Origin of the sequence: Rhizobium sp. 10PS4 (assembly GCF_032464805.1) — a bacterium.
Taxonomy (GTDB): Bacteria; Pseudomonadota; Alphaproteobacteria; order Rhizobiales; family Rhizobiaceae; genus Rhizobium; species Rhizobium laguerreae.
This window is the reverse complement of sequence record NZ_JAWDIW010000010.1, coordinates 171529-193090: the sequence shown is the minus strand read 5'-3', so window position 1 is coordinate 193090 and position 21562 is coordinate 171529. Positions and strand designations below refer to the sequence as shown.

General features: G+C 61.3%; 24 protein-coding genes. 9 read left to right on the top strand and 15 right to left on the bottom strand.

Features of this window, described 5'->3' with window-relative positions:
- The first annotated feature begins 3 nt into the window (after positions 1-3).
- Entirely contained in the window at positions 4-636 is a 633-nt protein-coding gene (locus RWJ89_RS20265) for a DNA-3-methyladenine glycosylase I (protein ID WP_316031334.1), read from the top strand.
- Positions 637-672: 36 nt separating this feature from the next.
- Here the strand turns inward: RWJ89_RS20265 and RWJ89_RS20260 are convergent, their stop codons facing one another.
- A complete protein-coding gene (locus RWJ89_RS20260) occupies positions 673-1209 on the bottom strand; it encodes a peroxiredoxin-like family protein (RefSeq protein WP_316031333.1) in 537 nt (178 codons plus the stop codon).
- A 47-nt stretch (positions 1210-1256) separates the two neighbouring features.
- On the opposite strand from RWJ89_RS20260, the gene RWJ89_RS20255 reads away from it, so the two are divergent.
- Positions 1257-2090: an AraC family transcriptional regulator gene (locus RWJ89_RS20255; protein ID WP_316031373.1), complete on the top strand. Its 834-nt coding sequence runs from the start codon at positions 1257-1259 to the stop codon at positions 2088-2090.
- 367 nt (positions 2091-2457) lie between these two features.
- Here the strand turns inward: RWJ89_RS20255 and RWJ89_RS20250 are convergent, their stop codons facing one another.
- Together RWJ89_RS20250 and RWJ89_RS20245 are read right to left on the bottom strand one after the other, a co-directional pair.
- A complete protein-coding gene (locus RWJ89_RS20250; RefSeq protein WP_020048688.1) occupies positions 2458-2649 on the bottom strand; it encodes a membrane protein in 192 nt (63 codons plus the stop codon).
- An 18-nt stretch (positions 2650-2667) separates the two neighbouring features.
- The gene (locus tag RWJ89_RS20245) at positions 2668-3528 is read right to left on the bottom strand and encodes a S49 family peptidase (protein WP_316031332.1); all 861 of its coding nucleotides are present in this window, start codon (positions 3526-3528) and stop codon (positions 2668-2670) included.
- A gap of 185 nt (positions 3529-3713) precedes the next feature.
- On the opposite strand from RWJ89_RS20245, the gene RWJ89_RS20240 reads away from it, so the two are divergent.
- Positions 3714-5054, top strand: a complete 1341-nt coding sequence (locus tag RWJ89_RS20240) for an Nramp family divalent metal transporter (protein ID WP_316031331.1) — start codon at positions 3714-3716, stop codon at positions 5052-5054.
- A 29-nt stretch (positions 5055-5083) separates the two neighbouring features.
- Here RWJ89_RS20240 and RWJ89_RS20235 read toward each other — a convergent pair whose 3' ends face one another.
- Complete coding sequence (locus RWJ89_RS20235) at positions 5084-5854, bottom strand: tRNA1(Val) (adenine(37)-N6)-methyltransferase (protein WP_316031330.1); 771 nt, start codon at positions 5852-5854, stop codon at positions 5084-5086.
- 6 nt (positions 5855-5860) lie between these two features.
- On the bottom strand, positions 5861-6088 hold the full coding sequence (locus tag RWJ89_RS20230; RefSeq protein ID WP_003545870.1) for a putative signal transducing protein: 228 nt from the start codon (positions 6086-6088) through the stop codon (positions 5861-5863).
- Positions 6089-6195: 107 nt separating this feature from the next.
- Between RWJ89_RS20230 and RWJ89_RS20225 the strand changes: the two genes are divergently transcribed.
- From RWJ89_RS20225 to moaB, 4 genes are all read left to right on the top strand, one after another.
- Complete coding sequence (locus RWJ89_RS20225; RefSeq protein WP_168271490.1) at positions 6196-7212, top strand: polyprenyl synthetase family protein; 1017 nt, start codon at positions 6196-6198, stop codon at positions 7210-7212.
- 134 nt (positions 7213-7346) lie between these two features.
- Positions 7347-9179, top strand: coding sequence for a tetratricopeptide repeat protein (locus tag RWJ89_RS20220; RefSeq protein WP_131642886.1), 1833 nt, complete (start codon positions 7347-7349; stop codon positions 9177-9179).
- Between the two features lie 56 nt (positions 9180-9235).
- Positions 9236-10147 (top strand): 4-(cytidine 5'-diphospho)-2-C-methyl-D-erythritol kinase, encoded by a 912-nt coding sequence (locus RWJ89_RS20215; RefSeq protein WP_168286904.1) that lies wholly within the window; start codon positions 9236-9238, stop codon positions 10145-10147.
- Positions 10147-10698, top strand: a complete 552-nt coding sequence (gene moaB, locus RWJ89_RS20210; RefSeq protein WP_131642884.1) for a molybdenum cofactor biosynthesis protein B — start codon at positions 10147-10149, stop codon at positions 10696-10698. The genes RWJ89_RS20215 and moaB overlap by 1 nt, the downstream gene beginning before the upstream one ends.
- A gap of 15 nt (positions 10699-10713) precedes the next feature.
- Here moaB and RWJ89_RS20205 read toward each other — a convergent pair whose 3' ends face one another.
- Both RWJ89_RS20205 and RWJ89_RS20200 read right to left on the bottom strand, forming a co-directional pair.
- A complete protein-coding gene (locus tag RWJ89_RS20205; protein WP_077976594.1) occupies positions 10714-11049 on the bottom strand; it encodes a hypothetical protein in 336 nt (111 codons plus the stop codon).
- Positions 11050-11230: 181 nt separating this feature from the next.
- A complete protein-coding gene (locus RWJ89_RS20200; protein WP_017959187.1) occupies positions 11231-11749 on the bottom strand; it encodes a glycosyltransferase family 2 protein in 519 nt (172 codons plus the stop codon).
- A 139-nt stretch (positions 11750-11888) separates the two neighbouring features.
- On the opposite strand from RWJ89_RS20200, the gene RWJ89_RS20195 reads away from it, so the two are divergent.
- Both RWJ89_RS20195 and RWJ89_RS20190 read left to right on the top strand, forming a co-directional pair.
- Positions 11889-13046 (top strand): PA0069 family radical SAM protein, encoded by a 1158-nt coding sequence (locus tag RWJ89_RS20195; protein ID WP_077976595.1) that lies wholly within the window; start codon positions 11889-11891, stop codon positions 13044-13046.
- A 167-nt stretch (positions 13047-13213) separates the two neighbouring features.
- The gene (locus RWJ89_RS20190; RefSeq protein ID WP_316031329.1) at positions 13214-13903 is read left to right on the top strand and encodes a ribonuclease HII; all 690 of its coding nucleotides are present in this window, start codon (positions 13214-13216) and stop codon (positions 13901-13903) included.
- Between the two features lie 90 nt (positions 13904-13993).
- Here RWJ89_RS20190 and RWJ89_RS20185 read toward each other — a convergent pair whose 3' ends face one another.
- The 8 genes from RWJ89_RS20185 to RWJ89_RS20150 all read right to left on the bottom strand — a co-directional run bounded on the left by RWJ89_RS20185 (position 13994) and on the right by RWJ89_RS20150 (position 21430).
- Positions 13994-14485, bottom strand: coding sequence for a F0F1 ATP synthase subunit B (locus RWJ89_RS20185; RefSeq protein WP_012756242.1), 492 nt, complete (start codon positions 14483-14485; stop codon positions 13994-13996).
- A 3-nt stretch (positions 14486-14488) separates the two neighbouring features.
- A complete protein-coding gene (locus tag RWJ89_RS20180) occupies positions 14489-15112 on the bottom strand; it encodes a F0F1 ATP synthase subunit B (protein ID WP_077976597.1) in 624 nt (207 codons plus the stop codon).
- A gap of 77 nt (positions 15113-15189) precedes the next feature.
- Positions 15190-15417, bottom strand: a complete 228-nt coding sequence (locus RWJ89_RS20175) for a F0F1 ATP synthase subunit C (protein WP_003545854.1) — start codon at positions 15415-15417, stop codon at positions 15190-15192.
- Positions 15418-15484: 67 nt separating this feature from the next.
- Positions 15485-16237: a F0F1 ATP synthase subunit A gene (locus RWJ89_RS20170; protein WP_077976598.1), complete on the bottom strand. Its 753-nt coding sequence runs from the start codon at positions 16235-16237 to the stop codon at positions 15485-15487.
- A gap of 62 nt (positions 16238-16299) precedes the next feature.
- On the bottom strand, positions 16300-16638 hold the full coding sequence (locus RWJ89_RS20165) for an AtpZ/AtpI family protein (RefSeq protein WP_077976599.1): 339 nt from the start codon (positions 16636-16638) through the stop codon (positions 16300-16302).
- A 271-nt stretch (positions 16639-16909) separates the two neighbouring features.
- Complete coding sequence (locus RWJ89_RS20160) at positions 16910-18103, bottom strand: cell wall hydrolase (protein WP_077976600.1); 1194 nt, start codon at positions 18101-18103, stop codon at positions 16910-16912.
- 432 nt (positions 18104-18535) lie between these two features.
- Positions 18536-20434 (bottom strand): potassium transporter Kup, encoded by a 1899-nt coding sequence (locus RWJ89_RS20155; protein ID WP_131666226.1) that lies wholly within the window; start codon positions 20432-20434, stop codon positions 18536-18538.
- An 18-nt stretch (positions 20435-20452) separates the two neighbouring features.
- Positions 20453-21430: a magnesium transporter CorA family protein gene (locus tag RWJ89_RS20150; RefSeq protein ID WP_072639508.1), complete on the bottom strand. Its 978-nt coding sequence runs from the start codon at positions 21428-21430 to the stop codon at positions 20453-20455.
- Positions 21431-21562: the final 132 nt, after the last annotated feature.

Here is a 21562-nt window from a genome sequence, read left to right as displayed (position 1 = left end):
AAAGTGAGCGCGACGATCTTCGGCCCGGATGGGCAGCCGCGTTGCCGCTGGTGCGCAGCCGCTCCGGAGTTCATGCCCTATCACGACACCGAGTGGGGCTTCCCGGTAGATGATGATCACCGTTTATTTGAGAAGCTCTGCCTCGAAGGCTTCCAGTCAGGTTTGAGCTGGCGCACTATCCTGTCCAAGCGCGAGAATTTTCGGGCTGCCTTTCTCGGTTTCGACTTTGACCGCATCGCGCAATTCACGGAGGCCGACATTATGCGCCTGCTCCGGGACGATGGCATCGTGCGCCATCGCGGTAAGATCGCGGCGGTCATAAACAACGCGCAGCGTGCCCAGGAACTGATGAAGCAGGAGGGATCGCTCGCCGCCTATGTCTGGCGCTTCGAACCGAAGGCGACAGAGCTTGCTGCTCCGCAGACTGCATCCACCTCAGCCGCGTTCATCGCCATGTCGAAAGACCTGAAGAAGCGCGGCTGGTCATTTGTCGGCCCCACCACAGTCTATGCTTTCATGCAGGCAATGGGACTGATCAATGATCACGCCGAAGGCTGCGTATTCCGAGACAGGGCCGAGGCGGCTAGAACAGGATGTCGTCCGAAAACCGCTCACACTTTTCGGCATCATGCTTAGAGCTGCATTCCAGCGTTCCAGGGCCGCCAACCGGACTTAAACCTCGCCAGTATATTCACCTCGTGCCGGGTAGTCGTTTTTGATGACGAAATCCAAAGCTTGCACCATCTCGACGAAATTTGGTCGTGCGAATGGCATGGATTGCACCGAGAGCCAATAGACCGTTTGATCCGGCTTGATCAGGAAGACCCCCGGCTCGGAAAACAGTTCGGGCTCCTCGATGCCGATTGAGGTCTTTCCGCGCGAGGATGAAATGTAGAGGCCCCATTGCCGTGCCACGCTTAAAGGCAGACCGAAGCCGATACGCAAGTGCTCAGCACCAATCTTATCGGCCATTTGCCGGGCGCGGTCTTCCCCGTCAGAGCTTATGGCGATTGTACTGACTCCGCGCTCGTCGAAGGATAGCGTCATCCGCTCCAACTCCTTGAGATAGATTCCGCAGACCGGGCAGTGAAGACCACGGTAAAAGCACACGAGCGTCATAAGCGATGGCTTTTCGCGGGTGAGATCGAACTCTCCGTGCTGGAGGGTTTTGACGGTCAAATAAGGGGCCAGTGTTCTCGGGACTAACATCGATCAACTCCGCTTGTATGACGCTTCCGACGCCCGAGTTGACGTTGGTGTTTCAATATTCCATAGTCAGGGCCGTCAATGGTCCTGAAAGTATGATCAAGAATCCGAAAATCCTTCCGAAAGTGGATCGCCTCTCAGCCTTCTTCGACACGTTCGAGCTGAAAGCCTCGCTAGAACCGGCGCGGGCCAGCGACAGACAAGCGAGGCTATTTGTAATCGGCGAACCGGGGGGACGTGCGGAAAAGATCATCCTTTGCCTGCGCGGCGACACGATCCCTGAACCGCCAGCTTCGGTAACAGCAACGGTCGATTTCGAGGGGGTACACAACCCGCTCTTGAACGCGCTGCCGGATCAAGTTCTGGTCGAAGTCAACGACATTCCAACCCTTCGGGACACGACAGCCGCTTTCCTGGCGGAGGCCTTGGAATCCCGTTGCGGGCGCAGCGCGGCCCTCAACCGCCTTTGCGAAGTGATGGTTTTGCTTATTCTGCGGACAGCGATCGACCGCGGTGCAACCGGACCTGGCTTACTGGCAGGCCTGTCCCACCCCTCATTACACCGGACATTGGTCGCTATGCATGATGCTCCGACTCGCGCTTGGAACATCGAAGACCTTGCTGCGGAGGCCGGGATGTCACGAAGCCATTTCATGGCTCTTTTTCGCGACGTGGTTGGCACAACGCCCCAGGCTTACCTGACGGGATGGCGCTTGGTCATTGGCCGACGGAAGCTGTCCAAAGGGGCGACGGTGAAGACGGTGGCACGGCAAGTCGGCTTCGGCAGTGCCGCTGCATTCTCCCGCGCCTACTTTCGGAAATTTGGGGACTGGCCATCTCTCGGGAGGCAGGTTTCGATGCAGGCCACAGAACATGGATCGTAGCCTCCTCGAGCGACTGCTTCGGGTCATTCCAGCCGCTGATCGGAAATCTTCAACCGTCCGCTTCTGGGGCGCAAAGCTGCCAACACCGCATCGTTATCGGTTGGTGGCATCTGCCCCATAATTCCGGAATACCCCTCTGCCCTGCCGGGCATCTCCCCCATAGATGGGGAGATCGGCAAGTGGCTAGGGTTTCCCCAAATAACGAAGCGACTGCGCGGAGCAGTCCTGAAAGCCGAGACATTTCCCCATGCCGATCTCCCCCTAGTGGGGGAGATGTCCGGCAGGACAGAGGGGGGTTCCAAGCCCGCCCTACGCTGCGCACTGCGGAGCGGCAGCCGGATGAGAGGCAGATGAGTTACGAGGCCTCTTATTCTCCCTCGCGCTTCAGCCGGTATTCCCCCGTCTCCGGGTCCTTGACCAGCGTGCCGATCGCGCCGGTCTGGCGCTCCTTTTCAGCGCGGCGCGACTTTTCGGCGAGCTTGCGGGCATCGGAGACAAAGCGGCGGTAGAGCCACCAGGCTGAGAAAACCAGGACCAGGATCGTAATAAGCTGTGCCATGCCCCTCTCTTGCTCCTCTCAAAGCCCGAACCGGCTCCACAATGCTCTCTCTTCCGCCGCTTCGACAAGCCCCGTGGCGAGACCGGATGCAGCACCTTCGAGCGAGACCGGCGATACACCGGGGATCCTGCGGCCGAACAGACCACGGCCGGCGGTGACGAGCTCCAGCTTGGTCTTCTGACCGTAGCGCCGCTTCAGTTCCTGGCGCATGTCGCCGAGGCCGTCGATCAGGCCGAGTTCGAGGCCACGCGTGCCACTCCAGAACAGGCCGGAAAACACCGCCGCATCGTCCCTCAGCTTGCCGGCGCGCCGCTCGCGCACCATGGATATGAAGACCTGGTGGATTTCGAGCTGCAGGCTCTTCAGGTACTCGATGTCCTTTTCCTTTTCCGGCTGAAAAGGATCGAGGATCACCTTGTTTTCGCCCGCCGTATAGACCCGGCGTTCGACGCCGATCTTCTTCAAGAGCTCGGGAAAGCCGAAACCGCCGGAGACGACGCCGATCGAGCCGACGATAGAGGTGGCGTCGGCGATGATCTCGTCGCCGGCGAGCGCGATCATGTAACCGCCCGAGGCGGCGACATCCTCGACGAAGACCAGAACCTTCTTCTGCTTCTCGCGGGCGAGCTCGCGAATGCGGGTGAAGATCAGGCGCGACTGCACGGGCGAGCCGCCCGGCGAATTGATGGAGATGGCGACTGCCGGTGCGTCCTTCATGGCGAAGGCTTTTTCCAGAACCGGAGAGACATTGGCGAGGTTGAGGATCGGCCGGAACTGGCCCCCGCCACTGATGATCGCCCCCTGCAGGCGAACGACCGGAATGGTGATGCCGTCCTTGCGGAACCGTTTCGGCATCAGTTTTCTCAAGAGTCCGGCCATTTCCCATCCTTCGCTTCGGGTCGCACGATCGTCACCCATGTATGCGCTGGAACGGCAAACGCAATGGCTGCGTTCTTGAAAACATTGGGCCTGAAAACATCGGGTTTGAATTTGTTGTTGCGAATGACTTGCATTATCATTCTAACTCGTCATAGTGCGTGCACGATAAAACAGGTGGAAATCGCATGGACGTGCTCAATCCGAATACAAAGAGCGGCTGGCGGCACGAACGCGGAGAAGCGTCGCTGTCGGATGTCTACCGCACCGTCGGAACCGGGCGTCACAGCTCGATGTGGCGAAGGGCGGCGGCCTTCGCCGGGCCGGGCTACATGGTCGCCGTCGGCTACATGGACCCCGGCAACTGGGCGACATCGCTCGCCGGCGGCTCGAAATTCGGCTATGCGCTGCTCACGGTCGCGCTGCTTTCCAACCTGATGGCGATCGTGCTGCAATCGCTCTGCGCGCGCCTCGCGATCGCCTCCGGCCGCGACCTCGCGCAGGCCTGCCGCGACGCCTTTCCGAAATATGTCTCGCTGCCGCTCTGGGCCTTTGCGGAAATCGCCATCATCGCCACCGATATCGCCGAGGTGATCGGCACGGCGATCGGCCTCAACCTGTTGATGGGCATCCCGCTCGAACTCGGCGTGCTGATCACCGCGCTCGACGTCTTCGTGATCCTCTTTTTGCAGAAGCTCGGCTTCCGCTGGGTGGAAGCCTTCATCATCGCGCTGCTCGGCGTCATCGCGGTCTGCTTCGGCGTGCAGATCCTGCTGGCCGACCCGCAATGGGGCGCGGTTCTCACCGGCTTCTTCCCGACGACCGAGATTGTCACCAATCCCGAGATGCTCTACCTGGCGCTCGGCATTCTCGGCGCGACCGTCATGCCGCACAATCTCTACCTCCACTCTGGCATCGTGCAGACGCGGGCCTACGGCCATACGGTTCCCGAAAAGAGGGAGGCGCTGACCTTTGCGACGATCGACTCGACGGTCGCGCTCTGTTTCGCGCTGCTGATCAATGCCTCGATCCTGATCCTGGCGGCCGCCGCCTTCAATGCGCATGGCAGGACCGACGTCGTCGAACTCGGCGATGCCTATTCGCTGCTGTCGCCGCTGCTCGGTCTCGCCATCGCGCCGACGCTGTTCGGCATCGCGCTTCTGTGCTGCGGTCTCAACTCGACGGTAACGGCAACGCTTGCCGGCCAAATCGTCATGGAAGGCTTCCTCAAGATCCGGCTGAAGCCATGGGTGCGCCGGCTGATCACCCGGGCCATCGCCATCGTGCCGGCAGCGATCGTCACCATCTGGTATGGCGACCAGGGCACGGCGGAGCTGTTGATCCTGACCCAGGTGGTGCTCAGCCTGCAGCTGTCCTTCGCCGTCTTCCCGCTTGTCATGTTTACCGCCAACAAGGCCAAGATGGGCGAACTCGTGGCGCCGCGCTGGCTGAGTGGGGTTGCCTATCTGATCGCGGTCGTGATCGCCGGACTGAACGTCAAGCTGCTCCTCGACTTCGTCACCGGCTGAAGCACTTTCAGGAAAAGTGTGAAGCCAGCCTAAAGCCTGGCATAGGCCGCCCGGCCATTGTTGAAATCATCGACGAGAGGGGAGAACTTGTGGCTCCCCTCTTCGTGCATGATGAGGGCCGCCCGCAGCGACAGCCGCGCCCGCGATCCCTTGATCGCTGTCACCAGGATCCGCACGGCATTTTCGCCCGGACGCGGATGGATGGCGGTGATCTCGATGCCGCCGAAGCGCCGGCCGCAGGCAGTGATGATCTCGGCGATCGACTGGGCCCTGGCGATCAGCGACAATTGCCCGCCTGGGATCATGATGGCGCCGGCGGTGCGGATCCAGCTTTCGAACAGGCCGTCGGTCATCGCATGGGCTTCGGCCTTCAGCGCATCCGGCGTGCGCCGGTCGCCGGCGTCGTTGAAGGGCGGGTTCATGATGACGTGGTGGAAACTCTCATCGGTGAGCCCCGCATCGTTGCGTGCCTTGGCGGTCAGCGTCACATCGGCCTCGATGACGCTGACGCGGCCCGCGATATGGGCATTGTCGGGCAAGAGGATGCTGCGGCGGGCATAATCGGCCATCTCGGCCGAGCGTTCGAACAGCACCACTTCTGCATCGGCAAGGCGCGAGGCGACGGCAAGGCCGGCAGCGCCCGCGCCGGCGCCGAGATCGGCAACCCTGACCGGACGATCGTCGGCGACCAGAGCCGCAAGCAGCATCGCATCCATGCCGGAGCGATGACCCCTGCCCTTCGGCTGCACCACATGGAAGCCGCCGCGATGAAAGGCATCGACAGTGTCAGTGGCGGTCATCGGAGCTCACTTCCGCTCGCGCAGCTCGCCGCCGAGACCGGCATCGGTGAGGATGCGGCGCGCCTGATCGGCCATCTCCTCATCCACAAGCAGGCGGCGCGACAGCATGCCGAGCGAGCCCTCCAGCACGCTCATGCCCTGATCGGCGATGAAGCAGTGAATCCCGGCATCCTTCATCAAACTCTCGGCATAGGAGAGAAGAACGGGGTCGTTGGCGCGGATAAGCTCATGCATTGCCGTCGTTTTCCTTCCAATTTCGCTCAGCGCGACAATTCACCCCTTGCCGCGTCCATCGCCCCTTTCTATTGTCAGGTGCAATGAATGAATAGGAGTCCGGGTCGTTGGGCGTGGTCATACCGCTTGAAGAAAGCAAAAACAAACTGGCATCCATAAAGCCGCTGGTCGATCTCACCAGGGCGGATATGGAGCGAGTAAACCAGCTCATTCTCTCCAAGGCCGGCTCCGACGTGCAGATGATCCCCGAAGTGGCGAACCATCTGATCTCGTCCGGCGGCAAGCGGCTGCGGCCGATGCTGACGCTGGCTTCCGCCTCGCTGTTTGACTACAGGGGTGAAAACCACGTCAAGCTCGCCACATCGGTAGAGTTCATGCATACGGCAACGCTGCTGCATGACGACGTCGTCGACGAAAGCGATCTACGCCGCGGCAAATCGACGGCGCGAATGATCTGGGGCAACCAGGCAAGCGTGCTGGTCGGCGATTTCCTGCTCGGCCAGGCCTTCCGCATGATGGTCGATGTCGGCTCGCTCGATGCGCTGGACGTCTTGTCTGCCGCCGCCTGCGTGATCGCCGAAGGCGAGGTGCTGCAGCTTTCCGTCGCCAAGAACATGGAGACGACGGAGGACGATTATCTCTCGGTCATCCGCGCCAAGACGGCCGCTCTCTTTGCCGCCGCCGCCGAAGTCGGGCCGATCGTCGCCGAGGCCGGCCGGTCCGGCCGCAATGCGCTGAAATCCTACGGCATGAATCTCGGGCTCGCCTTCCAGCTGGTCGACGACGCGCTCGACTACGGCGGCAAGGCCGCCGATCTTGGCAAGAATGTCGGCGACGATTTCCGCGAGGGCAAGATCACCCTGCCGGTCATTCTCGCCTATCGCCGCGGCACTGAGGATGAGCGCGCCTTCTGGCGCGATGCAATCGAGGCCGGCAACAGCACCGACGCCAATCTCGAAAAAGCGCTGGGACTGATCACCAAATACGGCACGCTCGGCGACACGATCGGCCGCGCGATCCATTACGGCACGATCGCGCGCGATGCGCTTGCGCCCCTTCCCGATACGGTCTGGAAATCCGCCCTGATGGAAGTGATCGACTTCTGCATCGAGCGCGTCAATTGATCAAACGTCCTTGATCGCAGGCTGATTTTCTTGCAGCGCCGCTTCAAAAAAGCCATCCTGTTATGAATCAGTGATCGCAACTGGTTTTGCGGCCGGCGGCATTTGTCGGGACGCTGTCGAAGAAAGGTTTCCTAATGCGGCAGAGAATTGCCATCCGTCTTCTTACGAGCGCAGCGCTGGCCGCTGTCCTTTCGCTCAGCGGTGTCGGCGGCGCGAACGCCGAGGATGCGGCCAAGACAGACGATTCCGGCACGGCCGTTCACTTCGATGCGGACAGCGTCACCACTTTCTCCGGCGCCTTTCTCGCCGCGCGCACCGCCGATGTCGATCATGACTATGAAACGGCGATCGAACTCTACAAGAAGGCGCTGCAGATCGAGCCCGGCAATCCAGAGATTCGCCAGCGGCTGATGATCTCGCTGCTCCTCAATGGCGATATCAAGGACGGCGTCAAATATGCCAATGACCTGAAGGGCGATCCTTCCGTCGAGCGTATCACCACGATCGTGCGCGGCATGGATGCCGTGCGCCGCGACGACTACAAGTCCGCCGAGGCCATCCTGAAATATAAGGGGCCAAACGATCTCGACCGGATGATGAACGACCTGCTGCTCGCATGGGCCCGCGTCGGCGCCGGCCGCGGCAAGGAAGCGCTCACGATGGTCGAGAAGATGAAGGGGCCGGACTGGTTCCGCATCTTCCAGAATTACAATGCCGGCGCGATCGCCATCGCCATCGGCGACGTGAAATCCGCCCGAAAGCATCTGAACGATGCCGTGCTCGACAAGGAGGGAGGCGCAACGGCGCCCGACACCTTCATGCGCGCCGTGATGGCGCTTGCACGCCTCGAAGCAACACAAGGCAATAAACAGAAGGCGCTCGACGCCGTTTCCGTCGGCGACAACCTATTGCCGAACTATGCGCCGCTGAACGCGCTGCGCGACAGTATCGAAAAGAACGAGAAGCAGGAGCAGCAGGTCAAGACGGCCGAAGAAGGTGCCGCCGGCGTGCTCTTCTCGGTCGGCGGCGCGCTAAACCGCGACGGCGCCGAGGACATCGTCTCGCTTTACCTGCAGACGGCCAAGGCCCTCGACCCGAACAGCGCCGATACGCTGGTGCTACTCGGCGGCATTGCCGAGAAGCAGAACCAGATGGACCGCGCCATCACGCTCTACAAGAAAGTGCCGGAGAATTCGCCGATGCGGCGTATCTCCGAGCTGCAGCTCGGCCTGGCCCTTGCCCAAGGCGGTAAGGTCGACGAGGCCCGCAAGCACCTGCAGGCGCTGATCGCCTCCGATCCGAAGGACATCCGCAGTTACCTGGCCTATGGCAGCGTGCTCTCCGACGCCAAGGACTACCAGGCGATGGCCGCCAATTATGACAAGGCCGTCGAAGTCATCGGCCCCATCCCCGGCCGGGCCAACTGGAGCGTCTTCTTCCAGCGCGGCATTGCCTATGAGCGGCTGAAGAAGTGGGACCAGGCGGAACCGAACTTCCGCAAGGCGCTGGAGCTCAATCCCGACCAGCCGCAGGTGTTGAACTATCTCGGCTATTCCTGGATCGACATGAACCGGAACCTCGACGAAGGTCTCGGCATGATCAAGAAGGCCGTCGATCTTCGCCCTGACGACGGCTACATCATCGATTCGCTTGGCTGGGCCTATTTCCGCCTCAACCGCTTCGAAGATGCCGTCGACGAGTTGGAGCGGGCGGCACAGATCAAGGCCGGCGACGCAACGATCAACGACCATCTCGGCGATGCCTACTGGCGCGTCGGGCGTAAGCTCGAGGCCGTCTACCAGTGGAACCGGGCGCTCGCCTCCGAGCCCGAAGCTGCCGAGATCCCGAAGATCAAGGACAAGGTCGCCAACGGCCTGCCTCCCGTCAGCGACGATGCCAAGGCAGCCGACAAGAAGCAGCCGGATCCGGCGCCCGTCATCCCGCCGCCGGTCGACAAAAAATCCTGACGGGCAGGAGGCATGCCTGAAAGGACTTGGCCGGATACAGGTCAAAGAAATAGAGCATGATGTCGTCCGAAAACCGCTCACACTTTTCGGCATCATGCACTAGCGTTTCCGAGGAGGCGCGCGCGAAAATCAACCTGGCCCTGCATGTGACGGGCCAGCGGCCGGACGGCTATCATCTGCTCGATATGCTGGTGACCTTCGCAGATCATGGCGACCGGCTGGACTTCATGCGGTCGCCGGCCGATGCATTCACCCTGTCGGGCCGTTTCGGCGAGATACTTGCCGGCGACAGCGGCACCAACCTGGTGCTGAAGGCCCGCGACCTCCTGCGCGAGGCGATCGGTCCCCTCGCCTTTCCCGTCCGCATTCATCTCGAAAAGAACCTGCCGGTTGCCTCCGGCATCGGCGGCGGCTCGGCCGATGCCGCCGCGACGCTGCGCGGGCTGATGCGGCTCTGGGGCACGACATTATCGGCGGAGACGCTTGCCGCGCTGGCGCTGAAGCTCGGCGCCGACGTGCCGATGTGCCTGGAGAGCCGGCCGCTGATTGCCCGCGGCATCGGCGAAAAGATCGAAGCTGTGCCTGATCTGCCGGCCTTTGCCATGGTGCTCGCCAATCCGCTGAAGGGCGTCTCGACGCCTGAGGTTTTCCGCCGGCTGGCGACAAAGAACAATCCGGCCCTGAGCCTGGCACCGAGCCCGCCTCAGACTGCCGACTGGCTCGCGGCGATTGCTGCTGCCCGCAACGACCTGGAGCCGCCGGCGCGCGAACTCGTGCCCGAGATTTCGGAGATCTCGGCGATGCTGCAAGCTCACGGCGCCCTTTTGACCCGCATGTCCGGTTCCGGCGCCACCTGTTTCGGCATCTTTGCGAGCATGACTGTTGCCGAAGATGCGGCGGCAGCTCTTCACGACGAGCGCCCTGGCTGGTATTTCCAGGCGACGGAAACGGGTTCGGGAGGCGCATGATGGCAGGTCTGGACGAAAAGCGGCCCTTCATCGCGGTCGGCATTGCGGTTCTCACGATCTCGGATACCCGCACGCCGGAGACGGACAAGTCAGGCGACACGCTGGCGGCGCGGATCACCGAGGCAGGTCACAGGCTGGTCGACCGGGGGATCGTGCCCGATGATCGCCAAAAGATTGCCGCACGGGTGAAGGCCTGGACTGAGAGAGAAGACATAGACGTCGTCATCACCACGGGCGGCACCGGCTTTACCGGTCGCGATGTGACGCCCGAAGCGCTGGAACCTTTGTTCGAAAAGCGGATGGACGGCTTTTCCGCCATCTTCCACCGGATCTCCTACGAGAAGATCGGCACGGCGACGATCCAGTCGCGCGCCACGGCAGGTGTTGCCAACGCCACCTTCATCTTCGTGCTGCCGGGTTCGCCCGGCGCCTGCCGGGATGCCTGGGACGGCATTTTGAAAGGACAGCTCGACTATCGCAGCGTGCCGTGCAATTTCGTCGAGATCATGCCGCGTCTGGACGAGCACCTGAAACGCGGCGCGACCAAATAGACCGATGTGCCTGCGCTATGTCGCAAGGCCTGGCAGGACGGGCATCGTGTCCCAGCTGTCACCCGACAGCAGGACGCAGCTTATGCCGTGAACATCCGTGACGATGAGTGTCCAGGTGCCGCTTTCGGCGGCATAGACCTCAAGAACGGCGTTCTGGTTGATCAGTCCGACTGCCGTGAGCTTTTCGGCGAAATTCTTGTCCAGGAAATTGACGATTTCGGGTCGGCCTGCGCAACTGCGCATCATCTGCGATGCTGCCGAATGCGGATGCGCGATCACCAATGTCGGCAATATGACGGCCATGAGGCCGTAGATCATACCGCGTACGCCGTAGATCCTACCGCGCGCCATGACGCACCTCCTTTCGCCGGGAACCCGGCAGAAGAGGAGATTGTCGCTGACCTGTTCTGCCGTTCACCGGCATTCCATGGCCATTCCGTTGCGAAGCGAGGCGCTTCGACGGCGCCATGTTTGAATTATAGCGCGAAATCCTATTGGGCGCCATCTTTTGCTCATCGAGAGGGTTGCGGCCCTATCGCGCAGCGCGGGCGACCCAGGACGGAATCAGTTCGCTCGCGAGCTTGCGCGGCTTCTGCCCCTTGACGAATTCGGTCAGCCGCATGCCGCTTTTGGCAATGGCGAGTGCCTGCTTCTTCGGCAGGAGAAAGCCCAGTTCCAGCGGCGGCACGGCTCGGCCGACACGCTGGAAAAACGGGCGCCGGTAGCCGCGCGACGCGGTGAAGCGCGCCGGCAGCTTGTTCAGCGCGACATATTCGGCGATCTCATCGATCCAGCCGGCCTGGGGTCTGGCGCCCGGCTCGACGAAGAGCAGCCATTCGCCGCGCGCTGCGCGGACGATGTCCTTGATATCCCATTGCGAATGGAAGCGGCAGCCGGCGGCGTCGGCCACCCGCGAGGTGCCGTCGCGCGAGCCGTGATCGAGCACGACCACATCGCTCACCAGCCCCTCCACCGCGCCTGCCACCAGTACCGATAAAGTCTGTGCCAGTTCAGATTCCTGATCCTGACATTCGAGAACAACCGTCAACATTGACTATTTATAATGCGCCGCACAAATTTTTGCCAGCGCCGTTTTCCTCATTTTGTTCTTGCATTGTTCTCATTTTGCGGATAGGAATTTAATCAGCAAAACGGGCGAAGGCGATGGCTTTCCGCCGCGGGAGAATCCGATGAGAGAGCAGTCCCTGGCAGGGCAGGCCGCATTCGCGCCTGCCAATACGGCAGATATTGCCGATGCGATGATCGTGTCCTCCGGCCTGAGAGTCGAGGTCGACCGGCGGCGTGGACGTGGGGCGGGACTGAACCCGACAGGTCGGTTCGAGCCATTGCAGCGGGAGACCGTCGACGATGGCTGGCAGACCTGGGAAGAGCTGCCGCCATTCAAGACGGAAGTGCAGGTCGAGAAGCCGCGCACGGCCATCACCCGCAACGAATCGCCGGATCTTTCCTTCGACCGCTCGATCAATCCCTATCGCGGCTGCGAGCACGGATGCATCTATTGTTTCGCCCGGCCGACACACGCCTATATGGGGCTTTCCGCAGGGCTCGATTTCGAGACGAAGCTCTTTGCCAAGCCCGATGCGGTAAAACTGCTGGAGCGGGAGCTCGCCAAGCCGGGCTACAAGGTGCGGGTGATCGCAATCGGCACCAATACCGATCCCTATCAGCCGATCGAGAAGGAATGGCGCATCATGCGCGGCATTCTGGAGGTGTTGAACAAGGCGAACCATCCGGTATCGATCGTCACCAAGTCGGCGATGATCCTGCGTGATCTCGACATTCTGCAGGAGATGGCAGCTAAGAACCTGGTGCGCGTCGGCATCTCGGTGACCACGCTGGATCGCAAGCTTGCCCGGACGATGGAGCCGCGTGCCGCCACACCGCCGCGGCGGCTGGAGACGATCCGCACCCTTGCCGAAGCAGGCATCCAGACGGCAGTCATGGCCGCCCCGCTCATCCCGGCGCTGAACGACCACGAGCTGGAGCGCATCCTCGAATCGGCAAAGGCTGCGGGCGCTGCCGAGGCGAGTTATGTCATCCTCAGACTGCCGCTCGAGGTCAGCCCGCTGTTTCGAGACTGGCTGCTGCAGCATTATCCCGATCGCTACCGGCATGTGATGTCGCTGGTACGCTCGATGCGCGGCGGCAAGGATTACGATGCCGAATTCGGCAAGCGCATGAAGGGCGCCGGTCCCTATGCCTGGCAGATCGCCCGGCGCTTTGAAATGGCCGCCAGACGTTTCGAGCTGACGCGACGTAGTGTGCCGCTGCGCGATGACCTGTTCGTACCGCCTGATGGCAGCGGCGTGCAATTGTCGCTTCTTTGATTTTTAAGCTTGCGTTTCGGCATCTCGACAAAACCGCCCTGTTTTCGAGCACCGAGCGCAATTCCCGCGGATGGCCCTGACCGCCACCATCCGCCGGACCGGTCCCCGGCCGCCGCCCTGATCCGGGGACTTGCGGGAAATCGGGTTGGCGTGCGAGGTTCAGCCGCATGAAACCTCGCACGCCACCCGATTCTCCCCTGCTTTTCGACACGGCTCCACTCGTGCCGGATTTCCGACTGGAACTCAAAGCCCGCAAGGCCGGCCACTGGCCGGTCGCCGGTGCCGACGAGGCTGGCCGCGGCCCGCTGGCGGGACCCGTCGTGGCGGCCGCCGTCATTCTCGATCCGAAGCGCATCCCTGAGGGGCTGAACGATTCCAAGCAGCTTTCGGCGCAACGGCGCGAGGAACTGTTCGTGCAGATTCTGGCGACTGCGACCGTCTCCATCGCCTCCTCCAGTTCGACGCGCATCGACGAGACGGATATCCGCAAGGCAAGCCTCGACGCCATGCGCCGGGCCATCTGCAGCCTCGCCATTCCGGCCAGCTACGTGCTGACCGACGGGCTCGACGTGCCGCCCGGTCTCGACTGCCCCGGACAGGCGGTGGTCAAGGGCGATGCCCGCTCGGTCTCGATCGCCGCAGCCTCGATCGTCGCCAAGGTGACGCGCGACCGGATGATGGCGCGGGCACATCATGTGTTTCCGGATTACGGTTTTGCCGCGCATGTGGGCTACGGCACGGCGCAACACCGCGCCGGCATCGAAAGGCACGGCCCCTGTTCGCTGCACCGGATGAGCTTCAGGCCGTTGCGCAAGACCGAGGACGGTCCCGAGATGGACGAGCTGCTTTCCGAATAAGTCATTCAAAAGAAAAGCCGGGCAAAAAGACTGCCAAAAGAAAAGGCCGGGACATGCCCGGCCTTTTCTCTCAAACTTTTTCGAAGCTGCTCAGTTCAGCCGCGTCTTGACCTGGCCGACGGCATTGCCGAAGAGCTCGGACTGGATTTTGGTGTCGGCCCGCTTGGCAAGCACGGTTTCAGCGGCCGCGATTGCGAGATCGACGGCAGCGGAACGCACCGCCTTCATCGCCTCAACCTCGGCCTGCTTGATCTTCTGCTCGGACAGCGCCGTGCGGTTGGCGACGAATTCTTCCGTCTTCTTCTTCGCTTCAGCGGTCAGCATTTCGGCTTCGCGCTCGGCGGCGGCAACGATGTGGGCCGCTTCGGCTTCTGCTTCCTTGCGCTTGCGCTGGTATTCGGCGAGCAGGTGTTGGGCCTCCTCGCGCAGACGCTTGGCTTCAGCCAACTCGTTGCGGATCTGGTCGGCGCGGTCGTCGAGCGACCGTGCCATCATGCCCGGAACCTTCAGGTAGACGACCAGCGCCAGGAACAGGACGAGGCCGACAAAGGCGAAGAAAGTCGCGTCAAAGGCAAATTCCATCGATCAAGCCTCCTTCTTGGCAGCCGCGACGGCGGCGGCGACATCGGCCTTGGCGACGGTGCCGCCGATCAGCTGATCGACCACGGCAGCCGCCGTTTCCTCGGCAATGGTGCCGACGTCGGCGAAGGCCTTGGCCTTGATCTCGCCGATACGGAGCTCGGCAGCCTTGATCTTTTCCGAAAGGCTCGCCTCGACAGCGCGGCGTTCCTCTTCGGCCTTGGCCTTGGCGGCATCGCGTGCGGCGGAGCCGATCGCGTTGGATTTGGCGCGGGCGGCGGCCAGTTCACCTTCATAGGTCTGGACGGCGGCGTCGGCTTCGGCCTTCAGGCGGCCGGCCTCTTCCAGATCCTGGGAAATGCGCGTGTGACGCTGATCGAGGATGGCCCCGATGCGCGGCGCGATGACCTTTTGCATGAGCAAATAGAAGACGCCGAACGTGATCACCAGCCAAAGCAGCTGGGACGCGTAGGTCGTTGAATCGAAAGGCGGGAAAGGGCCGCGGGCGTGTTCGCCTTCGGCAACACCAGTCTCGGTATGGACCTCGCCTGCGGCCGGAGCGGCATGCGCATCCGTACCCGTCGCTGCCGCCGGTGCTTCCTCAGCGTAAGCCGGGGTCACAAAAAACATGCTCACCTCCAGGTGGACTGCAAATGCAAAGGATCACGGCTTGCGGTCGCAGGCCGTGATCCATCTATTCGCCGATATCAGACGGCGAAGAGGAGGAGGAGAGCGACGAGCAGCGAGAAGATGCCCAGAGCTTCCGTAACGGCGAAGCCGAATACCAGACGGCCGAACTGGCTGTCAGCGGCAGACGGATTGCGCAGTGCGCCGGAGAGGTAGCTGCCGAAAATATTGCCGAGGCCGAGAGCCGTACCGGCCATACCAAAGCAAGCCAGGCCTGCACCGATGTACTTTGCTGCTTCCGCTTCCATGTTGAACTCCTTTGAAATGGTTGTTGCGGCGAATGACTGACGCCCTTTGACGTCGATGTCGTTATCCTTAGTGCCCGCCCGGATGGATTGCATCGTTGAGGTACATGCAAGTCAGCACCGCAAAGACGTAAGCCTGAAGGAAGGCGACGAGGAACTCGAGACCGGTCAGGGCGACGGTCATGATGAGGGGAAGAACGGCGCCGCCGATACCCAGAGCACCCATGGTTCCGAGCGAGGCGACGAAGCCTGCGAACACTTTGAGCGTGATGTGACCGGCGAGCATGTTGGCGAAAAGACGAACCGAGAGCGAAATCGGTCGCGACAGGAAGGAGATGATTTCGATCGTGACGACCAGCGGCAGCAGAATGCCCGGCACGCCCGAAGGCACGAAGACATTCAGGAAGTGGAAGCCGTGCTTATAGAAACCGTAGACGAGAACCGTACCGATAACCAGAATCGCGAGCGCGAAGGTGACGATGATCTGGCTCGTCACCGTGAAGAAATACGGGAACATGCCAAGCAGGTTGGCCGTCAGGACGAACATGAAGAGCGAAAAGACCAGCGGGAAGAACTTCATTCCCTGCTTGCCGGCGCCTTCCTTCAGCATGTTGGCGATGAACTCATAGGACATTTCGGCGACCGACTGCGAACGGCCCGGCACGATGGCGCGGTTCGAGGTCGAGAAATAGAGGAAGCCTGCGGCAGCAGCAGCTGAAACGGCCATGAAGAGCGATGCATTGGTAAACGAAAAATCAACTCCGCCGATTTCGATCGGCACAATCTTCTGGATCAGGAACTGATGAGTCGGATCGTTAGACACCGCTTGTTCTCTCTCTTTGGCCCGCAGGACGCGGGGTCATTGCACTGGACCGGAACCGGTCCTTATTTCTTGTCGTCCTTGTCGTCCAGGGGATGGGCCACCACCCCCGCAGAACGCAGCACGTTCAGAACGCCGGCACAAAATCCGAGAAGCAGAAGAACAATCAAACCCCAAGGCGCCGTGCCAACAAAACGGTCGAGGAGATAGCCAAGGAGAGCACCGACGACGATTGCGGAAATGAACTCGCTGGAAAGCTTCATCGCCTGGGCATAACCTTTGCGGCTTACCTCGGCGCGGGCTTCCCTAGCCTCGTCCTGTCCCGTCTCGACACGCTTGGTCGCGAGTTTCGCTCCCAATTGCGCACGGCGCTTTTCAAGACTTTCCTCGCGGTCATCCGCCATGGATCTCTCCTCACCTGTCCGTCGCCCGCACTCCCGCTACCCCGGTCATTCGGACCCCGGACGCGAAGGTTGAGACCCTTCCGGCCCGTTCTGAAGTCGCGCGCAACATAGTTTTAGGGATTAGCATAGTCAAGGCGTAGACAGCTTCTGTCCAGCGAGAAAATAATTCCATCAAATCAAAGAGATAAATCGACTCCGGGTCGATCGCGCAAATTCGACGGAAAGAATCCGCTTTTGCGGGCCGGAAATCGGCTTGCCCCAGCGATTTATCTCAGCTCCAGCCGCCGCCATAGGTGCGATAGAAGACGTGAAGACCGATGCGGCCGACCTTTTCCATGGTCCTTGCCCATTTTGGTCTGACATAGACGGCATGGTAATGCGTCGCCGAACCCACCTGCGGCAGCCAGATCTTGCCTGATGTCACAGCCATCGCTACGTCGCGGGCGACTCGCCAGTGATATTCCGAGTTCACCCTGTCCTTGATGCTGTCGCAGGCGAAGGAAAACTGGCAGCGGTTGCGCCAATCCTCGTTCTGATAGACGACGCCGCAGATGGTCTTCGGATAGGAAGGGTTGCGGACGCGGTTGAGGATGACCTGGGCGACGGCCGCCTGTCCCTTCACCGATTCTCCACGCGCCTCGAAATAGATGCCGGAGGCAAGGCACTGCTGTTCTCGGGCGGAAAAGACGCTCGGCGCCAGCACGCTTGCGGCCCAGGCGTGATCGCGCGGGCCGATCTCCGGAACGAAGCGGCCGCTGTCCTGTTCGGTCAGGATGGAATCGAAGGGCGATTGGCGGGCATAGTCGGGTGTGGCCGGTGCATAGGCGGTGGCCAGAACATCGGCCTTGTTGCTGGTGACGAGGCCTGCGAGCATTGCCGGCACGCCATTATCGGTCACCGCAGGCTGCGTCTTATAGAAAGATGTGGCGATCTCGATTTCCTTGCCCTGGATCTTCGGCTTGACGAAAGCCGACCGGTCCTTGAGATCGAAGCTCGGGGTGAAGAGCATCTTGGTGCGCTCGAGGATCGAGCCGGCGGAAAAATCCTTCGGCGGCTGCATCTTCTCCACGGCGACGACGCGGCCTTTCTTGCTGCCACGGTTGACGCGATCCTCGTCCGGCGTGTCCTCGTGGCCCCTATCCTTGGCAGTGCCCTTGTCCTTGGTATTGAAGGCGACCTTGCGGCCATCGGGCAGCACCATGCCGGCACCGGCGGAGATCGCACCGGTCACCATCGGCTCGGCGAAGGCGAGTTCGGCCTGGTGGATGGAGCCGGCTGGCGAATTGGTCAGCACCATGCGCCAGTTCTCCCCCTCATGATCGAGGCCGGCGAGCATGGCGGCGAGATCGGCATGAGATGCGGCGCTCGGGAAAATCAGCCAGCCGGCGAGACCGAAGATTACGGGCGACACCCAATTCTCGGGAATGAGACGCAGCTTGCTACGGGAAGGGCTCTTTCGACGCAACACGGACTCCGGGCATGGAACGCGGGAACATTCCGTTGAAAGTCTCGCATTAACCTTGATGTCCGGTTAACAGGCCGTGCCGAAATGTGACCGTGAGAAGTTTTGGATGTTCTAATGTGAGGGGTAATCTCGTGTGTTTGGGAACAGCAGTGCAGCACCTCCGGCCTCGATCCCAAGGGATGTCAATGATGAAGCAACAGCAACTTGGTCCAATCTCTCTTGCTCCGGCTACGGAGAAAAGGGACCAAGGCGCCACGACCGTCCTCTTCTCCCCAGCGGGGAGAAGTGCCGGAGCGATAGCGAGGCGATGAGGGGGTGAGCGGCAAAGCCGCGAATGCGCTGAGCGCAAGCGAAGGGCAATGAATGGTGTACCGTGTGGCCCCTCATCCGACCCTGCGGGCCACCTTCTCCCCGCTGGGGAGAAGAGGGAGCTCAAATAATAACGTGCGAGCCCAGTTCAACCACACGGTTTGCCGGCAAGCGGAAGTAATCCGAGGGGTTGGCGGCGGCGTTGGCGAGAGCGATGTAAAGCCGGTCCTGCCAGTAGGGCATGCCCGACTTGGCGTCCGGCACCAGCTTGCGTCGACCGAGATAGAAGGAGGTCGACATGATGTCGAACTTCAGTCCGGTCTTGCGCAGTGTCGCCAAGGCCTGCGAGACGTTTTGCGATTCCATGAAGCCGAACAGCAGTTCGACGCGGGAGAAACGCTCGGAAATCTGCTCGACCCTGTAACGGTCATGGCTTGGAACGCGCGGTTTGTTGACCGTGCGGATCGTCAGGATGACGTTGCGGTCGTGAAGCACGTGGTTATGCTTGAGATTGTGCAGCAAGGCGGCGGGGGCGGATTCCGGATCGCTGGTCAGGAAGATCGCGGTGCCCGGAACCTGGGCCGGCGAATGTTCGCTCTTGCGCTCGATCGAGCTGACGAAGGAGGCGAGCGGAATATCGGTATGGCGGGTCTTTTCCATCAGGATCGCGGTGCCGCGACGCCAGGTCCACATAACGACGGTAAAGGCCGTAGCGATCAGAATCGGGATATAGCCGCCGTCGTGGATCTTCAAAAGGTTGGCGCCGAGGAAGATCAATTCGAGCACGACCAGCGGCACGAGCGCGATCACCGCAGCTGGCAGCGACCAGTTCCAGCGGGCGCGGACGAATTCGAAGGCCATGATCGAGGTGACGACCATGGCGCCGGTGACGGAGATGCCGTAGGCGGTCGCCAGTGCGTCCGATGTCTTGAAACTCAGAACCAGGAAGATGACGCCGATGAACAGCACGGCATTGACCGAAGGCACGAAGATCTGCCCGGTATTGGTTTCCGAGGTGAAAAGGATTTCCATGCGCGGCAGGAAGCCGAGGTTGATGCCCTGGCGCACCATCGAGAAGGCGCCGGTGATGACCGCCTGGCTGGCGATGATCGTCGCTGCGGTCGCCAGGATGACGACCGGCAGCAGCGCCCATTTCGGATACATCAGATAGAAGGGATCGGACATCGTCGCCGGATTGCCGAGAACGAGAGCGCCCTGCCCGAGATAGTTCAGCGTCAGCGCCGGGAAAACCAACAGGAACCAGGCCCACTGGATCGGGCGGCGGCCGAAATGGCCGAGATCGGCATAGAGCGCCTCAGCGCCCGTCACCGTCAGGAAGACGGCGCCGAGCACGACGACGCCGTAAAAGCCCTCATGCAGCAGGAAACTGACGGCGTAATAGGGATTGAATGCGGCTAGGATGCCGTAATCGTCGGAGATATGGGAAATGCCGGCGGCCGCCATGACGAGGAACCAGACGGCGGTGATCGGGCCGAAAAACCTCGCGACGGCGCCGGTGCCGCGCGACTGCACCACAAAGAGCAGCGCCAAGATCACCACCGAGATCGGCACTATGTAATCCGCGAGGCGGGGTGTGACGAGCTTCAGGCCCTCGACGGCCGACAACACGGATAGAGCCGGCGTGATCATCGCATCGCCGAGGAAGAGGGCCGCACCCATCAGGCCAAGCAACATCAGCATGGCGGTATGGCCGTTAGCGGTCTTCATCAGAAGGGCAAGCAGCGACAGCGTGCCGCCCTCGCCGTCGTTGTCGGCGCGCAGCAGGAAGAGCACATATTTAATGGTGACGATAATCGTCAGCGCCCAGATCATCAGCGAGATCAGGCTGATGACTTCGAAACGGGTGAGGCCGTCATGGGCCACCGGTTTCAGCGCTTCGCGAAAGGCGTAGAGCGGGCTGGTACCGATATCGCCGTAGACGACACCGACGGAACCCAGCCCGAGATAGAACAGCTTTTTCGGCGTCATATGGCGTTCGTTCGGATGGCTATCTTCGGACATGAAGGTTTAACAGGCTCCTCAGAGCCAGCCTTTCCAGCGGAAAAAGAAAAAGGGGATGACGGCGGAGATCACCATCAAGGCCAGCGAATAGGGATAACCCGCGGCCCAGGTCAGCTCCGGCATGACCTGAAAGTTCATACCATAGACGGAAGCGACCAACGTCGGCGGCAAGAACACCACCGAGGCAATCGAGAAAATCTTGATGATCGAGTTCTGCTCGATGTTGATCAGCCCGAGCGAAGCATCGAGCAGGAAAGTGATGTTGGCGGCGACGAAGGAAGCATGCTCCGACAACGACTGGATATCGCGGGAAACGGTGCGGCAGAGCTCCTTCGCCTCGCGGTCCTGCTGGATCGCCGGGATGGTGTGAAAGAATGTCAGCAGGCGGGACAGCGAACCGAGACTGTCACGCACCTTGCTGATCATCCGGTGATGGCCGGCGATATCCCTGAGCTTCTCCTCAAGATAGTTCGAGGGCTTGCGCACCTTTTTTGCCCGGTCGCCGAAGACATGCGTCGACAAGATGTCGATGCGCGAGACGGAGATCTCGAGGATCTCGGCGGTGCGGTCGACGATCGTCTCCAAGAGCTTGGCGAGAAGGGCAGCGCCGCTGCGCCAGTTTTCCGGCAAACGGTGGAGGGCGGCGATAAACAGTGCAAAGGACTTGGGATGGGCGTAGCGAATGGTGACCAGGCGGTTTCCAGCCAGAATGAAGGCCACATCGGTCAGCGTCGGCACGTCGGTGTCAGCCTTCCAGAGCAGCGAGGCGGTCATGAAAACGGCGTCGTTTTCGACATAGAGACGGGCGGAGGGCTCTATATCCTTGAGGTCGTCGCGGGTCGGGACCTCTATGCCGAGAATCTTCTCGACATAGAGTTCCTCATCGCGGGTCGGCTCGATCATGTCGATCCAGACGACATCCTCGGGAAAGGACGCGGCATGCGACAGATCGCGGATCTCGACCGACCTGCAATTGGAACAGTAGGCGGTAATCACCGGTCGTCTCTCCGGCTGCATCCAACCTTAAAGGCCGGCATGCGCGTTGTGCTCAACCGCATCGCAGTTCCCAATCCTTCGATCGACAAGACAACTCCGAACTTGCAGGCGGGCCGGCCTCTTCGAAACGAA